The organism is Arthrobacter sp. Y3224055 (assembly GCF_059090825.1).
Window position 1 is genome coordinate 264,026 of sequence record NZ_JBNHGB010000006.1, and the last position, 14,966, is coordinate 278,991.

Consider the following 14,966-nt stretch of genomic DNA (forward strand, 5'->3'; position numbering starts at 1 on the left):
ACTCCTCAACTCGGCGGGGCGGTGGCTACGCCCGGGCGTAGCGCCCTCGCCGGAGCGCACTCCCGGAACCGTCAGAGGTAGTCAGCCAGCGGGGCCGTGGCTACGCTGGCAAAGAGGCACAACCTCATGGAGGAATCCAGATGGGCTTTGACCAGTACCACGAACCCGCCGCAGAGCTCTCCGCCGAGACGCGGACCTTTGCGCGTATGTGCGCCAACCTGACAGAGGAGGCCGAGGCCATCGGCTGGTACGCGCAACGGATGTCGCTGGAGAAGGACCCGGAATCGGTCGCCATCATGGAGGATTCCCTGGCGGAGGAGTTTAAACATTTCAGCATGGACCTGGAGTTTCTCCTGCGCAGGAAACCGAAATGGCGCCAGATCGCCCGGGGCACCCTCTTTCAGGACGGCGACATTGTGGCCAACGGCGGGGCGGCCGAGGCAGCAACGGCTGCCGGCACGGCTGCGGGCACCGACGAAACTGCAGTCCCTGCACCCGGGCCGGTGGGCCGCTCTCCGTCGGGCGCGGCGCGTCGTACGGATCCTCGCCGGTGGCGGGCCGGTTCTGATTCGTCCCTGGGAATCGGCAGCCTCAAGGAGGACTTCTCATGACCATGGATCACCTGCTGCGCGAGCACGCCCCCATCTCCGACGGTGGTTGGGCGCTGCTGGACCGGGAGGCCAAGGAGCGGCTCACCGTTGCCCTCGGGGCCCGCAAAATGGTGGATTTCGCTGGTCCATTCGGTTGGGAGTACTCGGCGACAAACCTGGGCCGCACCGAAAGCATCACGGGTCCGGCGCTGGCCGACGGCGTGGCGACGCGACGGCGCGGGGTGCTGCCCCTCGTGGAGATGCGCGCACCGTTCAAGGTTTCCCGGCTGGAACTGCTTGACCATGACCGGGGTGCGGCCGATGTGGACCTCACGGACCTGGCCGAGGCAGCGATGCAGATTGCCATTGCGGAGAACGCGGCCGTATTCCATGGCTGGCGGCAGGTCGGCATTGAGGGGGTCACGAGCGCGACCCCGCATTCGCCGGTGCCCCGCGTGACTGACTTCAATGACTACCCCAAGCGTGTTGCCAAGGCCGTCTCGGCGCTGCTCCAGGCCGGCATTGGAGGTCCGTTCGGCCTGGCACTCGGCCCCGGACACTACACCGCCGTGGTGGAGGCGACCGAGCGGGGCGGGTATCTGCTGTCCGAGCACCTGCGCAAGTTGCTGGGCGGTCCGATTGTCTGGGCGCCGGGAGTCCGCGGGGCCATCGTGATGAGCCTGCGCGGCGGGGATTTCCTGTTCGAATCGGGCCAGGACCTCTCGGTGGGCTACGACCGGCATGATGAAGAGTTCGTCTACCTGTACATCGAGCAGTCCTTCAGTTTCCGGGTGGCCACGCCGGAAGCCGGTATCCATCTCACCGGAAGCGACGGCTAAGACGGCGGAATCGGAGGGCCGGGCTCGCGGCGGCCTAACCAGCGGACCAGCCCACCGGGCGGGCGTCAACGCGGACCCAGCGCGGCGACGAGCAGCCGACGAACCAGGCACAGGTGGGGCCGGGCGACGGCCGGGCGCCGTCACCGTCAAGGACGCCGGCCATTGGCCGCCACCTGACTCCGTGCCTAGATTGGGATGGACGACACCGAAAGGAACCTTATGTCACGCATTGCCATTTTCGGAGGCCACGGCAAGGTCGCGCTGCACCTGTCCCGCATCCTCACCGCGCAGGGCCACGAAGTCAGCTCCATCATCCGCAATCCGGACCACGTCGCCGATGTCCGGGAAACCGGTTCGGTGCCGGTTATCGCCGACGTCGAGAAGACGACCACCGACGACCTGGCACACCAGCTGCGCGGCCACGACGCCGTCGTCTGGTCGGCCGGCGCTGGCGGAGGCAATCCAGCCCGGACCTATGCAGTGGACCGGGACGCGGCCATCCGGTCGATGGACGCAGCCGTGGCGGCCGGGGTGCAGCGCTACATCATGGTGTCTTATCTGGGCGCCGGCAAGAACCACGGCGTGCCGGAGGACAACGCGTTCTTCCCCTACGCCGATGCCAAGGCCGCCGCGGACGACTACTTGAAGTCCACATCACTGGACTGGACAATCCTGGGGCCGAGCTCGTTGACGCTGCAGCCCGCAACCGGGAAGATCCAAGCCGGACCGGGTACTCCTGGCGGTGAAGTGAGCCGCGAAGACGTTGCTATGGTGGCGGCCGAAGTGCTGGCCGTTCCTGCCACTGCAGGCAAGGTGATCGAGTTCATCAACGGCGGCACGCCGATCCGCGAGGCCGTCCGAAGCGTGTGATTTAACCACAGAACCCCGCGCTGGTCCCAGCGCGGGGTTCGGAAGATTGGGGATTTAGCCTTCGCAGTCGCGGCAGTACTTCTCGCCGTTCTTTTCGCGGGCTACTTGGCTGCGGTGACGGACGAGGAAGCAGGAGCCACAGGTGAATTCGTCCTCACGGGGAGGAACAACCTGAACCACCAGTTCTTCACCGGAGAGGTCGGCACCGGGCAGATCGATGCCCTCGGCGGTGTCCGAGTCTTCGACGTCGATCAGCGCGGTCTTCGCACCACCGGAGCGCTGAGCCTGAAGGGCTTCGAGCGACTCATTATTGTTGTCGTCGTCCTTGTTGCGCGGTGCGTCGTAATCGGTTGCCATGCGGGTTTAAAACTCCTGAAGTTCTCGTTGTTTTGACCTATCTGCGAGCGCCCATCATAGCTGCTGTTCCACAGATTTCAACATCGGTCAACAACGCCTCACACACGGCGATAATTCCCGTGCACCGACGCGGTCCCTTCGGACCCCAAGGCGAATGACATTGCTGTGAGCAGGGCCACTCCAGAAGGCCGAGGGGACCGGGAATCCGTTACAGAATCGCCAGCGGGACGACAGCGGCCGCGGTCGCCACGGCAGCCGCCCAGCAAAGCAGGATGACCACCGCGAACCCGGCCAGCCAGAGCGCGGCCGGGACCCCGGTCCGGCGCGCCATGATGAAGGCGTCGGAATTGGCCAGCTGGTGCCGGCGCCGGGTGTGCACGCTCAGCAGATTCAGCCAGTCCCGCACGGCCCCCACCAGGAGCCCGACGCCGATGGCGAGCGTCAGGTGCCCTAGCCACTCCACCGGCGCGAACCACACCAGCAGCTGAGCACCTACCGCCAACCCCACGGCGATGACGACGCCCTCGAGGTTCCGGATGAACAGGAGCGTGGCCAGCAGCAGCAGCGCGCTGACGGACAGGGCGGCACCGGACCAACCGCTGAAGGCGGCCCACACCAGCGCCGCCCCGACCAGCGCGGGCACCGGGTAGCCCCAGAACCCGGTCCAGGCCGCTGATGCCCGGCCCGCCCCGCGGCTGATCATGGCGCCGGACTGGTCGAACCGCAAATGGATTCCGCGCACCAGCCGCCCCGTGGCCAGCGCAGCGAAGGCATGTCCAAGTTCATGGACCGCCGTGACGAACAACCCGAAATACCGCCAGCTTGCTCGGGGCACCGACAACAGCAGCGCCGCGGCCAGGATGACCGCCAGCTCCAGCGCTCCGGCTTGGAGTGGTTCACCGCGCGTGAAGCCGGCGGTGATCCTGGTCCACCATTCGGCGGCGATTTGCTGCAGCATGTTCCTCGTTTCATCCGTGACGACGCGATATAACTAGACCACACTGCCCGCTGCCCACCACCGGAAAGCCCCATGGACAAGCTGGATTTCAAGAAGGACCAGAAGGAGCTGTACGCCCCGGGCCAGGATTTCCAGCTGGTTACCGTACCGCCCATGCAGTTCCTGCAGGCGGACGGCCACGGCGATCCGAACACGGCAGACGAGTACGTGCAGGCGGTCGAGGCCTTATACGCAGTGTCCTACACGCTGAAGTTCACCAGCAAGAAGCAACTAGGGCGCGACTATGTCGTCGGTCCGCTGGAAGGCCTCTGGTGGGCGGAGGACATGACCGCCTTCACCCGGCGGGCCAAGGACGAGTGGTCGTGGACGATGATGATCCGCCAGCCCGACTGGCTGCAGCCGGAACACATCGAAGACGCGATGCGGCAGGCGGCCACCACAAAGGATCTTCCCGCGGTGAGATCGCTCCGGCACGGATGGCTGGACGAGGGACTAAGCGCCCAGGTCATGCACGTGGGTGCGTACGACGACGAAGGACCGGTCTTGGCCCGCCTGAGGGATGAGTTCCTACCGACCAAGGAGCTGGAACCGAACGGGCACCACCACGAGATCTATCTCGGCGACCCGCGCAAGACCGAACCGGCCAAGCTCAGGACAATCCTGCGCCAACCGGTCCGCCGCGCCTGAGCGTTCGGCAGCGGCGGCATGCTCTGGGGGCTCGGGACGGCCAGCCCGTGCGGTCCGGCCAGCTGGGGCTCGGGACGGCCAGCCCGTGCTGTCCGGCCAGCTGGGGCTGCTGCCCGCCTCGCACCGTCAGACACGGGACCGAAAGTTGACACTTCAACATAATTGCTGTCAATATTTGATTGAAGCGTCAAGTTATTGATGCTTATCGCTCGTTCCAGACGGCCGATCCTCTGACCATTGAAACGGTGAAAACATCATGACTAACTCCGCTTTGACCACCACTGCACGCACAGTTCTTCGCGTCGTCCTGGGCTTCCTCTTCGTCGCCCACGGCTGGCAGAAGTTCAACGAATGGACCATTGCCGGCACCCAGGCCGCCTTCGGCCAGATGGGCGTCCCGGCCGCCGATATCGCCGCGCCGATCGTGGCCGGTCTGGAGCTCGCCGGCGGCATCGCCCTGATCCTCGGCCTGCTGACGCGGCTCGTGGCGGCTCTGTTGACGCTGGACATGCTCGGCGCCCTGGTGCTCGTTCACGCTCCCGCCGGCGTCTTCGTGGACGGCGGCGGCTACGAACTGGTGCTGCTGCTCGGCGCCGCAGCGCTGGCGCTGGCACTGGTTGGCCCCGGCCGGATCTCGGTGGACCGCGCCGTCTTCGGCAAGACCAAGCTGGCCCCCCTGGCTTAAGTTCTCAGGCGGCCCGGCCTGACCTCGCCGGGCAACCCCCGGAAACGGGCGGACACCCCAGCGGGCCACCCCGGAACAGGCGGAAACCGCAACGGGCAACCCCGGATCAAGCGGACGCCCGAACTGAAACGGGCAGGCGCAACCGAAAGGCTGCACCTGCCCGTTTTTCCTGTCTCCGGCCGCAGCCGTTGGCGCATAACCAGCGCAACCGGTGGTGGCGCAGAATCGGCGCGACCGATGGCGCAGTTCCGCCGCAGACGCTGGCGCAGTGCACGGAGGCGAGCAGCGGGCGGCGGGTTCGTTGTCGGAACACGTCCGGCCGCGTGGCCCCTGTGCACGGCGACGCGCGCCGGGCGTGCAGCGGCGTATAACGTCAGGCGGCCATCAGAAGCGGCGGCGGCCCGCCTTGAACGCCCGTGCCCTGTTGGCGGCACGCGTCCGCCGGGGCGTGCGGGGCCAGGTCCTTGTCGGCGAGGACTCCAGAAAGCAGGTCGGCAGCATCTGCACATTCCTGCCGCGCGCGGCCAACGGACCGGGAGGCCGATGGCATGGACTGAAGATGCAGCACAGCCCTTCCTTCGACCGCCGCCATTTCACGGTGAACTGCCGCCAGGAAGGCGGCCAGTCCCGACCCCAGCGACGCACAGACTGCCGCGAGGATCCTCCGAGGAGGCCTCCTTACGGCCGCGTTCGATCTCCGAGAGGTACTGGAGTGACACGCCGGCCCGGCTGGCGACGTCGTCGAGGGTGCGCCGCTGGCGACGACGCTCCCTGCGCAGCACCGCCCCATAGACGTCGCGGAGCAAAGGCGGAGGCGCTGAACTTGGACCGCGTTGAAGCTTCTGAAGTTCGAGCACGGCGGAACTCCCTTCTGGCTGCTTCCATCGTAGGAAGCGGCGCCGTCGGCGTCAGCAGGGTCTGCTCAGGGCAGAAAGCGTCCCCGTCTGCGCCGGGTCCAACCGCGCGCCCGTCAGGAACCGGCCACGCAGGCCTCGGGGTGCCTTTGCCAACTAAGCGGCGCGTCCGGCAATTTCAGTCGATCAGCCGCGCGGACCCTTGTAGGGTGGCGGCATGGCACCTCTACGACCTATCGGTTATTGGCTGAAGCTCGTTGACCGGCTGCTCGACGAGCAGTTCATCGAGACCATGGAGGAACACGGCATCACCCGCCGGCAATGGCAGATGATGAACCTGCTCGCGGACAAGCCATCCACCGCCGACGAGCTCGCGGAAGCCCTGGGGCCTTTCATTCCGGAGGAAGAGGGCGAAGGGCCCCAGGAACCGGTCGAAGAACTTATGGAAAGCGGCTGGGTCAGCGCCGAGAACGGCCACTACGCGCTGACCGACACCGGGCGGGCCAGCCTGGCCTCCCTCGGTGAGGTGGTCGACCGCACGCGCGCCCGCATGGCGGACGGCATCAGCGAGGAAGAGTACACGGCCACCCTCGACGTGCTGGAGCGGATTGCCCGCAACCTCGGCTGGGAGGGCTAGGCACGACGGCGGCCCATCGCCGTCGTCGTCTCAGCGGAAGTTGGACTCTCCCAGGTAGGGAGCCAGGATCGACCGCTGGCGCTCATTCAGGCGCAGCAGCCGCCCTGTATCCGTGTGGCAGAACGCAAGCGTGGTTTCGGCCAGCACGCACTGCTCGGCGGTGACCGGGTCCATGATCCGGTAGGCGATGGTCAGGCTGGCGCCCTTGATCGCACTGATCCAGACCTCCACGTGGGCCGGGATGTTGCGGTAACTGAGCGGCCGGACGTACTTCACCCGGTGCTCCGCCACCAAAGCCTGGGTGGATTCGGGCAGGTCGGAGAAGACCGGCAAGTCCACCTCGAGCCCGGGACCGCCGGTGCCGGCCGGAGGCCCAAACGCGTGGATGCGCGCCTCCTCCAGGATGCGCAGGATTTCCACGTTGTTAATGTGCCCGTAGGCATCCATGTCTCCCCAACGCATCGGCACGTTGCAGGTGAGGCGCTGGGCGGAAGGTGTCTGAGTCATCGCCCGATTCACTTTACCGGCCGTTCACGCTGGGGAAACCGTTTGGCATTCCGCATGGTGAACCCTATAGTGGGAGGGCGCCACAGGGTGTGACGCGCAACACAGGTCTCGTGATGAACACATACAAAACAGAAGATACAGCCAGCAGCACTGTGCTATTCGACGTTTGGGTGGACGTCGAACTGCATGTAGATACCGAGTTGGGACTAATCCAGTTCTGCCTCGAGGGGGAACGCGTTCTGGGGTGGTCCGACGATATTGACGCCATCGCTGCGGCTGCCGCGGATTCCCGCGGCACCGCCCAGTGGTGCGAAAAATACTCCAAACTCCTGGTGCCGAGTTCACGCAAGGGGGCGGGCAACCGCTTCTTCACCGTGGCCCGCATGGACCAGGACAACGACGACGACCGGGACCGGCCGGAGGCCTGATGGCTGGCATGTGACGTAAGCCGTCGCCGCGCCTACCGCGGACTTGGCTACCATGAAGCCGTGCCTACTTCTTCGCCCTCGCCCAGCCCGGAACGCGGCAAACTCGCCGACAAACTGCTCCGCGGCGGCACCGAGCCCGACCCGCGGTTCACGCTGGCCAACGAGCGCACCTTCCTGGCGTGGATCCGCACCTCGCTGGCACTCCTGGCCGGCGGCATCGCGGTGGAGGTCTTCACCGGCGGCGTCTTCGTCCCGGAAATCCGCAAGACCATCGCCATCATCCTCCTGGTCCTGGCCATGGCGATCGGCGGCGGCTCGTTCTTCCGCTGGCTCAACGTCGAGCGGGCCATGCGCCACAAGACTCCCCTGCCGCTGCCGCTGATAGCCCCGATCCTGGCGGTAGGCGGCGGTGTGGTGGCGGCCTTGCTGGTGGTCTTCGTCGTCCTGCGGCCGTCCTGATGCGACGCGCCCGTGCCGTGCCGGAGCCGGAACACCACGACGCCGGCCTGCAGCCCGAACGCACGTCCCTGGCCTGGAGCCGGACCACCCTGGCCATGATCGTGGCGACAGCCATGTTCCTGCGCTGGATGCCGGAATACGGCTGGTTCACCGGGATGCTGGTCGCCGTGGCGCTGTGCACGGCGTTCGGCATCTACATCACCCAGAAACTCCGGTACCGCCGTGCGGTCTCCGGCGTGGCCGACGAGAGGATCCATGCCGACGCCGCCGCTGCCGCCTGGGTTGCCGGCAGCGTGGTGGTGCTCGGCGCGCTCGGGATCTACGCCGTCCTGGCCCTGGACTGAACAACGACGACGGCGCCCCCGTGCTCGCGCGGCTTGATGCCGGGCGCACGGGCGACTGACGGACGCCCGGGGCGGTGCACCGCCGCCGCCCATCTCGGCCGGGTGCGCTCAGGCTATGGCGTCGCGGTAGACCCAGCGGCCGTCCTCGCGCACGAAAGTGCTCTTCTCCTGCTGCGTGCGGTCCAGGCCGCACTCGCGGTAGCCGGCGCGGAACTCCACGGTGCCCACGCGGTCGGTTACGCCGCCGCGCACGGTCTTGAGGATTTCCAGCCCGGTCCAGTGCAGCGCGGGGTCCAGCTCGAGCTGCGCGGGCCGCGTTTCCGAATGCCACGTGCGCAGCAGATACGCGGCATCCCCGGCGACGAACGCCGTGTAGCGCGACCGCATCAGCGCTTCCGCCGTCGGCGCATCAGCCTCGCCGCGGTGGAACGGCCCACAGCACTCGCCGTAGGCCCGGCCGCTCGGGCACGGGCACGGCGTCGTCGTCGTAAGGGCCGGGGTTTTTGTGTTTCGCATGGTCAGTGGGACAACTGCAGCGCAGCCGCGTAAATGTCCGGCAGGTTGTCATTCCGGCCGGCTTCGCGCCGGGCCACCCACACCTCGAACGCGACCCGGACCACCGCCGCACAGGTCTCGAACGCCAGCCTGATCTGCAGGTCGCTCACCCCGTCGCGGCCGAACCGGTCCATCAGGGCGTCCACCAGCCCGGTTGTCCGGGTGGCATTGTGCTTGAGCATGGCGGCTTTAAGCAGGGGCTCCTTGCGGATGAGCTGGTTGACGAGCAACATGCGGCGGGCTGCCGGAGCGTCGTTGTCCGCATACCCCTGCATCACCTCTTGGTAGACGCGCTCAAGCTCTTCGCGCGGGTTGCCGGCCGGATCGATGGTGAGCAGCCCGGCCTCGAGTGCGGCGTCAAAATCCTGGTGTGCCGGCAGCGCGGCTTCTTCCTTGCTGGTGAAGTACCGGAAAAACGTGCGCTGGGAGATCCCGGCGGCGTGGGCAATGCCGTCCACGGTGGTGGCGTCCACGCCGTGTTCCTGGAACAGATGCAGTGCGGCCTCGCTGATTTCCGTCCGGGTCTGGCGCCGCCGCCGCTCCCTTAATCCGGGTGCAGCGACAGGGAGCTCAGCCGTGGTCGGGCCGGGCACATCGGTTCTGGAAGCGCCGCTGGTCGGCGTTTTCTGTGGCATAGCAGCTTCCAAGATACCCCATATTTGAGTATTCGCTGCCAATGTGGCAGTATCTGCCATAATGGCATGAAAGGGCATCAATGAACATTAAAGTTGGCGACACCCTCGTCTATCCCCCGCACGGCGCTGTTACCGTGACCGATCTCCGGACCCGTCCGTTCAAGGACTGCCAGACCAAGTTCGTACAGTTCCGCGCGCACCACGACGGCCTGCTGATCGAACTGCCGCTGGGCAACGCGGAAACGGTCGGCGTACGCAAGGCCATCAGCAAAAAAGGTGTTAAGGAAGTTTTTGCGATCCTGAAGGCGAAGGTGCCGGAGGATCAGGAGAACTGGTCGCGCCGGTTCAAGGCCAACCAGGAAAAGATCAACAGCGGCGACATTTACCGGGTCAGCGAAGTGGTCCGCGACCTCTCGCTGCGGGCAATCGAACGCGGCTCCTCGGCCGGTGAAAAGCACCAGCTCGAACAGGCCATGCGGATCCTGTCCTCGGAGCTTGCGCTGGCCGAAAAGACTGACAATGAAACGGCGCGGGCCATGATCGAAGCCGTTTTCGGCCCGCTGGAGGCCACCGTTTAACAGGCCGCGCCCGCAGGAACGACGTCCGGGCACTGCCGCTTGACGGCGCCCCGCTCCATCAGGAGCGGGGCGCCGTCGTCGTTAGAGGATTCCCAGCCGTGGCCGCCGTCGGCGTTGAAGGATTCCCAGCCGGGCCGCCGTCGGCGTTAGAGGATTCCCAGCTGCTGAAGCTGATTCGCCAGGCCTTTCCCGTCGGAGGCGTAGATCCACGGGATGCTGCGCGCGGGTCCGACCGGGCCGTCCTGGGAACGGCCGCCGGCCAGCACCGCTTCGCTGACCGACAGCTGGCGGATGGCGATGGCCGCCACGTGGTCGGGATAACGCAGCGCAAAGCCGGCGTAGATGGCTTCGTCGTGCTGGCCGTCGTCGCCGATCAGCAGCCACTTGATCTTCGGGAATTCTTCGGCCAGCCGGCGCAGCTGGTCCACCTTGTGCATCTGACCGCTGCGGAACCAGCGGTCCTTCGTCGGCCCCCAGTCCGTGAGCAGCAGCGCACCGTCCGGATACATGTTCCGGGACAGGAACCGCGTCAACGTCTGCGCAACGTTCCAGGCACCGGTGGATAGGTACAACACGGGGCTGCCCGGATGCTCGCGCGTGACCCGCTCGAGCATCACGGCCATGCCCGGCGTGGCGTTGCGCGCATGTTCATCCAGCACGAACGTGTTCCACGCCGCGAGCATCGGGCGGGGCAGCGCCGTGACCATGACGGTGTCATCGACGTCGGACACCACCCCGAACCGGGTGTCCGGCGGCACCACGTAGACCGCGGCTTCCACCGGTTCAGAGTCTTCGCAGCGCAGCGTGACGGTGTGCCAGCCCGGAGCCAGACTCACCGAAACCTTGGCGTCCACCACTCCGCCGCGGTCGGCCACCACTTGGTGCTCGATGCCGTCGGCGTGGATCGTCACCCGGGCGTTGGCCACCGGCGGGCTAATGAAATTCCGCCAGCCGCGGATGCCGTCGGCCACCAGCTTGGAGGGCATGCGGCCGTTGTCGAAGGCCCCGGGCCGCGCCATCACGACCCGGGCCAGCACGCGGATCCAGCCGTCGGTGCCGTAGCCGGTAAACGGCATGACGGTGGCCACGTCGCCTCGCTGCCGTGCCCGCCGTTCCCGGACCGCCTGCCAGCGGTCTTCAAGGCGCATGCCGATGTGGGCTGCCTTCTCATGGAGATCGTCGCCGTTGCCGGTAAGGGATGCCATGGTCCAAGTCTGTCATGCACACGCTAACCGGCTCGAACCTGCGGCAACGCGCGCCGCCGCGCGCCAATCACGGACCCTCCCGACGGCATCGCGAGCCCGCGGATCCTCCCGGCGGTGCCGGGCGCTCCGCGGGTCTTGCCCGCGTCGGAGCGAACCTGAAGACTGGCCACATGACGTTTGCATCGCGGCACATCAGCATCGCCATCAACCGACCCGTTGGAGAGGTCTACGAGTTCGCCGCCAAACCCGAGAACATGCCGCAGTGGGCCGCCGGACTCAGCTCCTCCATCGGAGTGGTCGACGACGCCTGGGTCGCCGAGACCGACAGTGGACCGGTGCGGGTCACGTTTACCGAGCGCAATGACTTCGGCGTGCTGGACCACTACGTGACCTTGCCGTCGGGCGAAGCTGTCTACAACCCGCTGCGTGTGCTCGGCAACGGCGACGGGACAGAGGTGGTGTTCACCCTCTACCACCGTGACGGCATGGACGAGGCGGCGTTCGAAGCCGATGCCGCCGCCGTGGACCGGGACCTGCACACGCTCAAGAGGCTGCTCGAGGCCTAAACCGGCCCCCTGTTCCGGACCACCCGGGCACCGCGCCGACAGGACCGGCCCGCCCACCGCCGTCGTCATTTTTCCGTGCCGCCGCGGCCAGGCAGACGTAAACTGAAAGCGCTGGTTCTGACGTCAGATGCGCCCCTACCAACAGCCGAGTTGTTACTCGACGAAGTTTCGAACTCATTGTCTGGGAGGAGAAATGACTACCGCATCACCGCATGCGCATCACGCACACGTCTCGCGCGGAACTGTGCGGAATGCCGCGATGACTTCGGGAATTGTTCTCTTGGTGATCGGTGTGCTGGGCTTCATCCCCGGCATCACCATGGAGTACGGAGAAATGGCTTTCGCCAGCGGCTCCGGCGCCATGCTGATCAACGCGTTCCAAGTGTCCATGCTGCTCAACATCGTCTACCTGGTGGTAGGCGTGGTGGGCTACATCATGAGCCGCACCACCAGCGGTGCCCGGGACTTCCTCATGGGAGCCGGCATCCTGTACCTGGCGATGTGGCTGTACGGCCTGATCGTCGGCCCCGGCGAATCAGCGGCCAACTTCCTGTCCACCAATGCAGCCACCACCTGGCTCAACTTCGTCCTGGGCGCCGTGATGCTGGCCCTGGCCATCGCCTACATGGTGCGCCACCGGGACGAGGCGCGCGAAACACGCTAACCGAAGCCGTCCCGCCGGTTTCCGGCGGACGGTTTGCGGCGGACCCCAGTCGACATGACTGGGGTTCGCTGGCTTCCGGGACCGTCGGATACTGGCTCCGTGACACTCATGATCCTGTGCGGCGTGCTGGTAGCCGCCGGGCTGGCCGCGGTGACCTTTCGGGGCGGGGAGCGGTTCCAGCCTCCGCCGGGCCGTGACGAGTACCTGCGTCGGGACGACGGCGCGCTCGTGTTCGACAGGGGCACCCACGGGAACGACGACGGGGCCCTCGTCCTCGAGCGCGGCACCCACGGGAACGATGAGGGAGCCCTCGTGCACTACGGCGGCACAGCCGTGGACGACGACGGTGTGCTCGTCCTGGACGGCGGCACCGCCGGGAACGACGACAGGGGGCTCGTGCTGGACGGCGGCAACCCCGGGAATGACGACGGGGGGCTCGTTCTCGCAGGCGACACGCACGTGGACGTCGACGCCCAGGTGCCCGAGGGCGGCACCCCCGGGAACGACGACGGAGCGCTTCTGCTTCGCGGCCGCGCCCTGCCGAGCGGCGGCGGTGCACTCCTGGCGCACGTTGCGCGCAGGGTGCTGTGGTGGGCGACAGTGCTGCTGGTCGCCGGCGGGGTGGCCGGGCTGTGCATGGCGGGCGCCGGCGGGCGGTTGATCATGCGCCTGTTGGCGGTGACGTCGCCGGAGGACGACGGAAGGCTGACCGATAACAACCAGACCATCGGAATGATTAGCCTGGAAGGGACCGGGAGCTTCGTCCTTTTCGGCGTGGCCATCGGCTGCGGGACGGCACTCCTCTACGGCTTGGTGCGGTGGTGGCTGCCGGCCGGCCGGGCCGGCGGAGCGGCCTTCGGGCTGTTGCTGTTATTAGTACTCGGTACCGTGCTTGGGCCGTTGCAGCCGGACAGCCGGGACTTTGAGGTGGTGGGCCCTGGCTGGCTCTCGATCGCGGCCTTCTCCGCGCTGGCCATTGCCCACGGCATGCTCGTCGCGGTGGCCACGGCTTGGCTGTCCCGTCGCCTCCCGCTGCTGCGGACGGCCAAGGACCTGCAATGGTACCTTCCGCTGCTGCTCCTACTGGTCCCGCTGGGCGGCGCCAGCGTGGTGGTCGCGGCCTGGATTGTCGCCGCCGTCGTGGTGGGCTGGGCACTTGCGGCCCTCAGAGTGAAGCTCTTCGCAGACTGGCGCGCCGGGCGGCCTGCGGGCCCGGGACGTCGGGAAGAACTGCTGCAGCGGAGGGTACTGCTGGGCGGACGCATCGCTTTGGTGGTGCTGGCTTCGGCCTGCACGCCCGGTTTCATCATCTCCATGGCCACCATCATTGCGGCCGAGCGCGGGTAGTCCACCTACTGCTTCGGTGGGTAGAGCCGACTTAGCGGTGCCGCACCGATTTGCTTCGGCGGGTCAGCCGACGGAACGGTGCCGCGGCCGCAGAGAACAGCACCGCCCCCGCCGGATGGGGAAACGGCGGGGGCGGTGCTGGCCGGCCCGAAGACCGGCGGCAGGACAGCCCGCCGAACGGAGGCGGCGGGCGTGCCGGGCTTGGGGTCTTAAGCGGCGGCGTTCTGCGGAGTGCGGATGGTGGCGAAGCCTTGTGCCCACAGCACAAGCTGGTCGGTCATCGGGGCCAGCGTTCCGGCATTCTGCTCGGTCGGCTTGAACTCGGAGAAGTTCTCGAAGTCGGTGAACAGCGAGAACATCACCTGGTTGCGGACCACAGCCACCTGCAGCTCGGCCAGCATATTGCGCAGGTGTTCGGCAGCGCGGACGCCGCCCATCGAGCCGTAGGAAACGATGCCGGCAGCCTTGTTGTTGAACTCGACGTTCAGGTAGGACAACGCGTTGGCCAGTGCGGACGAGACCGTGTGGTTGTATTCGTTGGCCACGAAGATGTAGCCGTCAAACTCGCTGATCTTGGCAGACCAGGCCTTGGTGTGGTCGGCCTGGTAGTTCTGGTAGGCGGCCGGGTAGGCCTCGTCCAGCAGCGGCAGGTTGAAGTCGGCGATGTCGACGACCTCAAAGGTGGCGTCCGTCCGAGCGGCCAGTTCGGCTGCGACCCAGTTGGCGACGGAGTCATTGACCCGGCCGGGGCGCGTGCTGCCGGTGATGATGGCGATCTTGGGGAGGCCGGCGGCGGCCTCGCTGCGAGCGGCCTCGGCCGGCTGGGCGACGGGGGCATCCGTGCGGGGTTCCGCAGCGGAGGCCGCAGGGTTGGCGGCAGACCGGCGGGCGCTGGACTTGCTGAAAAGATTCTTAAACCAGGACATTGCAGCCTTCGATAGATTGCTTGAGCTTTCAACTATCCTATCCGGCCGAAGAATGACATGTCAACAAAGGCAGGGCTGCCCGGTCCGGGGCATGGGTGGGGCGACTGGGATCGCCCTGAATCCGGGCCGTTGCGGCGGAGAGGCGGGCTCTTTCGGGTTCCGCAGCCAGGGTACGGGCGTACCCAGAGAAGCCGGCTCCCCTAATAGGGAGCGAGACAGGCCTCCGGGCGGGGGGGGGGGGGGGGGGGGGGGGGGGGGGGGGGGGGGGGGGGGGG

At 67.0% G+C, this 14,966-nt stretch carries 21 protein-coding genes; 13 read left to right on the forward strand and 8 right to left on the reverse strand.

Annotated features, from left to right (window positions below):
* The first annotated feature begins 140 nt into the window (after nt 1-140).
* The 3 genes from AC5RTY_RS15375 (at nt 141) to AC5RTY_RS15385 (ending at nt 2,299) form a co-directional block, all read left to right on the forward strand.
* Entirely contained in the window at nt 141-611 is a 471-nt protein-coding gene (locus tag AC5RTY_RS15375; RefSeq protein WP_494014618.1) for a ferritin family protein, read from the forward strand.
* Nucleotides 608-1,429, forward strand: a complete 822-nt coding sequence (locus AC5RTY_RS15380) for a family 1 encapsulin nanocompartment shell protein (protein ID WP_494139873.1) — start codon at nt 608-610, stop codon at nt 1,427-1,429. The genes AC5RTY_RS15375 and AC5RTY_RS15380 overlap by 4 nt, the downstream gene beginning before the upstream one ends.
* 219 nt (nt 1,430-1,648) lie before the next feature.
* Complete coding sequence (locus AC5RTY_RS15385; protein ID WP_494139874.1) at nt 1,649-2,299, forward strand: SDR family oxidoreductase; 651 nt, start codon at nt 1,649-1,651, stop codon at nt 2,297-2,299.
* A gap of 54 nt (nt 2,300-2,353) precedes the next feature.
* On the opposite strand, the gene AC5RTY_RS15390 is transcribed toward AC5RTY_RS15385, so the two are convergent.
* Together AC5RTY_RS15390 and AC5RTY_RS15395 are read right to left on the reverse strand one after the other, a co-directional pair.
* Nucleotides 2,354-2,656, reverse strand: a complete 303-nt coding sequence (locus AC5RTY_RS15390) for a DUF4193 domain-containing protein (RefSeq protein WP_493979582.1) — start codon at nt 2,654-2,656, stop codon at nt 2,354-2,356.
* Between the two features lie 208 nt (nt 2,657-2,864).
* Entirely contained in the window at nt 2,865-3,614 is a 750-nt protein-coding gene (locus tag AC5RTY_RS15395; RefSeq protein WP_494001697.1) for a M50 family metallopeptidase, read from the reverse strand.
* A gap of 72 nt (nt 3,615-3,686) precedes the next feature.
* Between AC5RTY_RS15395 and AC5RTY_RS15400 the strand changes: the two genes are divergently transcribed.
* Complete coding sequence (locus tag AC5RTY_RS15400; protein WP_494139875.1) at nt 3,687-4,301, forward strand: GyrI-like domain-containing protein; 615 nt, start codon at nt 3,687-3,689, stop codon at nt 4,299-4,301.
* Nucleotides 4,302-4,557: 256 nt separating this feature from the next.
* On the forward strand, nt 4,558-4,986 hold the full coding sequence (locus AC5RTY_RS15405; protein WP_494014623.1) for a DoxX family protein: 429 nt from the start codon (nt 4,558-4,560) through the stop codon (nt 4,984-4,986).
* A gap of 593 nt (nt 4,987-5,579) precedes the next feature.
* On the opposite strand, the gene AC5RTY_RS15410 is transcribed toward AC5RTY_RS15405, so the two are convergent.
* Nucleotides 5,580-5,843, reverse strand: coding sequence for a helix-turn-helix domain-containing protein (locus AC5RTY_RS15410; RefSeq protein ID WP_494139876.1), 264 nt, complete (start codon nt 5,841-5,843; stop codon nt 5,580-5,582).
* Between the two features lie 214 nt (nt 5,844-6,057).
* Between AC5RTY_RS15410 and AC5RTY_RS15415 the strand changes: the two genes are divergently transcribed.
* Nucleotides 6,058-6,477 (forward strand): MarR family winged helix-turn-helix transcriptional regulator, encoded by a 420-nt coding sequence (locus tag AC5RTY_RS15415; protein ID WP_494001701.1) that lies wholly within the window; start codon nt 6,058-6,060, stop codon nt 6,475-6,477.
* A 30-nt stretch (nt 6,478-6,507) separates the two neighbouring features.
* Here AC5RTY_RS15415 and AC5RTY_RS15420 read toward each other — a convergent pair whose 3' ends face one another.
* Nucleotides 6,508-6,984, reverse strand: coding sequence for an acyl-CoA thioesterase (locus AC5RTY_RS15420; RefSeq protein ID WP_494139877.1), 477 nt, complete (start codon nt 6,982-6,984; stop codon nt 6,508-6,510).
* Nucleotides 6,985-7,136: 152 nt separating this feature from the next.
* Between AC5RTY_RS15420 and AC5RTY_RS15425 the strand changes: the two genes are divergently transcribed.
* From AC5RTY_RS15425 to AC5RTY_RS15435, 3 genes are read left to right on the forward strand one after another with little or no spacing between them, the layout of a single operon-like run.
* Nucleotides 7,137-7,412: a hypothetical protein gene (locus AC5RTY_RS15425; protein WP_494139878.1), complete on the forward strand. Its 276-nt coding sequence runs from the start codon at nt 7,137-7,139 to the stop codon at nt 7,410-7,412.
* A gap of 60 nt (nt 7,413-7,472) precedes the next feature.
* Nucleotides 7,473-7,871, forward strand: a complete 399-nt coding sequence (locus AC5RTY_RS15430; RefSeq protein WP_494001704.1) for a YidH family protein — start codon at nt 7,473-7,475, stop codon at nt 7,869-7,871.
* Nucleotides 7,871-8,215: a DUF202 domain-containing protein gene (locus AC5RTY_RS15435; protein WP_494139879.1), complete on the forward strand. Its 345-nt coding sequence runs from the start codon at nt 7,871-7,873 to the stop codon at nt 8,213-8,215. Before AC5RTY_RS15430 ends, AC5RTY_RS15435 begins: the two co-directional genes overlap by 1 nt.
* A 108-nt stretch (nt 8,216-8,323) precedes the next feature.
* Here AC5RTY_RS15435 and AC5RTY_RS15440 read toward each other — a convergent pair whose 3' ends face one another.
* Nucleotides 8,324-8,731 (reverse strand): YchJ family protein, encoded by a 408-nt coding sequence (locus AC5RTY_RS15440; protein WP_494139880.1) that lies wholly within the window; start codon nt 8,729-8,731, stop codon nt 8,324-8,326.
* A 2-nt stretch (nt 8,732-8,733) separates the two neighbouring features.
* Nucleotides 8,734-9,405: a TetR family transcriptional regulator gene (locus AC5RTY_RS15445; RefSeq protein ID WP_493979572.1), complete on the reverse strand. Its 672-nt coding sequence runs from the start codon at nt 9,403-9,405 to the stop codon at nt 8,734-8,736.
* Nucleotides 9,406-9,485: 80 nt separating this feature from the next.
* Between AC5RTY_RS15445 and AC5RTY_RS15450 the strand changes: the two genes are divergently transcribed.
* The gene (locus AC5RTY_RS15450; protein ID WP_494014631.1) at nt 9,486-9,983 is read left to right on the forward strand and encodes a CarD family transcriptional regulator; all 498 of its coding nucleotides are present in this window, start codon (nt 9,486-9,488) and stop codon (nt 9,981-9,983) included.
* A gap of 146 nt (nt 9,984-10,129) precedes the next feature.
* Here the strand turns inward: AC5RTY_RS15450 and AC5RTY_RS15455 are convergent, their stop codons facing one another.
* Nucleotides 10,130-11,188, reverse strand: coding sequence for an App1 family protein phosphatidate phosphatase (locus AC5RTY_RS15455; RefSeq protein ID WP_494001709.1), 1,059 nt, complete (start codon nt 11,186-11,188; stop codon nt 10,130-10,132).
* A gap of 170 nt (nt 11,189-11,358) precedes the next feature.
* On the opposite strand from AC5RTY_RS15455, the gene AC5RTY_RS15460 reads away from it, so the two are divergent.
* From AC5RTY_RS15460 to AC5RTY_RS15470, 3 genes are all read left to right on the forward strand, one after another.
* Nucleotides 11,359-11,754 carry an SRPBCC family protein gene (locus tag AC5RTY_RS15460; RefSeq protein ID WP_494001710.1) on the forward strand — a complete coding sequence of 132 codons (396 nt, stop codon included), beginning with the start codon at nt 11,359-11,361 and terminating at the stop codon, nt 11,752-11,754.
* Between the two features lie 193 nt (nt 11,755-11,947).
* Nucleotides 11,948-12,418 carry a DUF4383 domain-containing protein gene (locus AC5RTY_RS15465; RefSeq protein WP_494139881.1) on the forward strand — a complete coding sequence of 157 codons (471 nt, stop codon included), beginning with the start codon at nt 11,948-11,950 and terminating at the stop codon, nt 12,416-12,418.
* Between the two features lie 99 nt (nt 12,419-12,517).
* Nucleotides 12,518-13,765, forward strand: a complete 1,248-nt coding sequence (locus AC5RTY_RS15470; RefSeq protein ID WP_494139882.1) for a hypothetical protein — start codon at nt 12,518-12,520, stop codon at nt 13,763-13,765.
* 209 nt (nt 13,766-13,974) lie between these two features.
* Here AC5RTY_RS15470 and AC5RTY_RS15475 read toward each other — a convergent pair whose 3' ends face one another.
* Nucleotides 13,975-14,691: an NADPH-dependent FMN reductase gene (locus AC5RTY_RS15475; protein ID WP_494026255.1), complete on the reverse strand. Its 717-nt coding sequence runs from the start codon at nt 14,689-14,691 to the stop codon at nt 13,975-13,977.
* Nucleotides 14,692-14,966 lie beyond the last annotated feature (275 nt).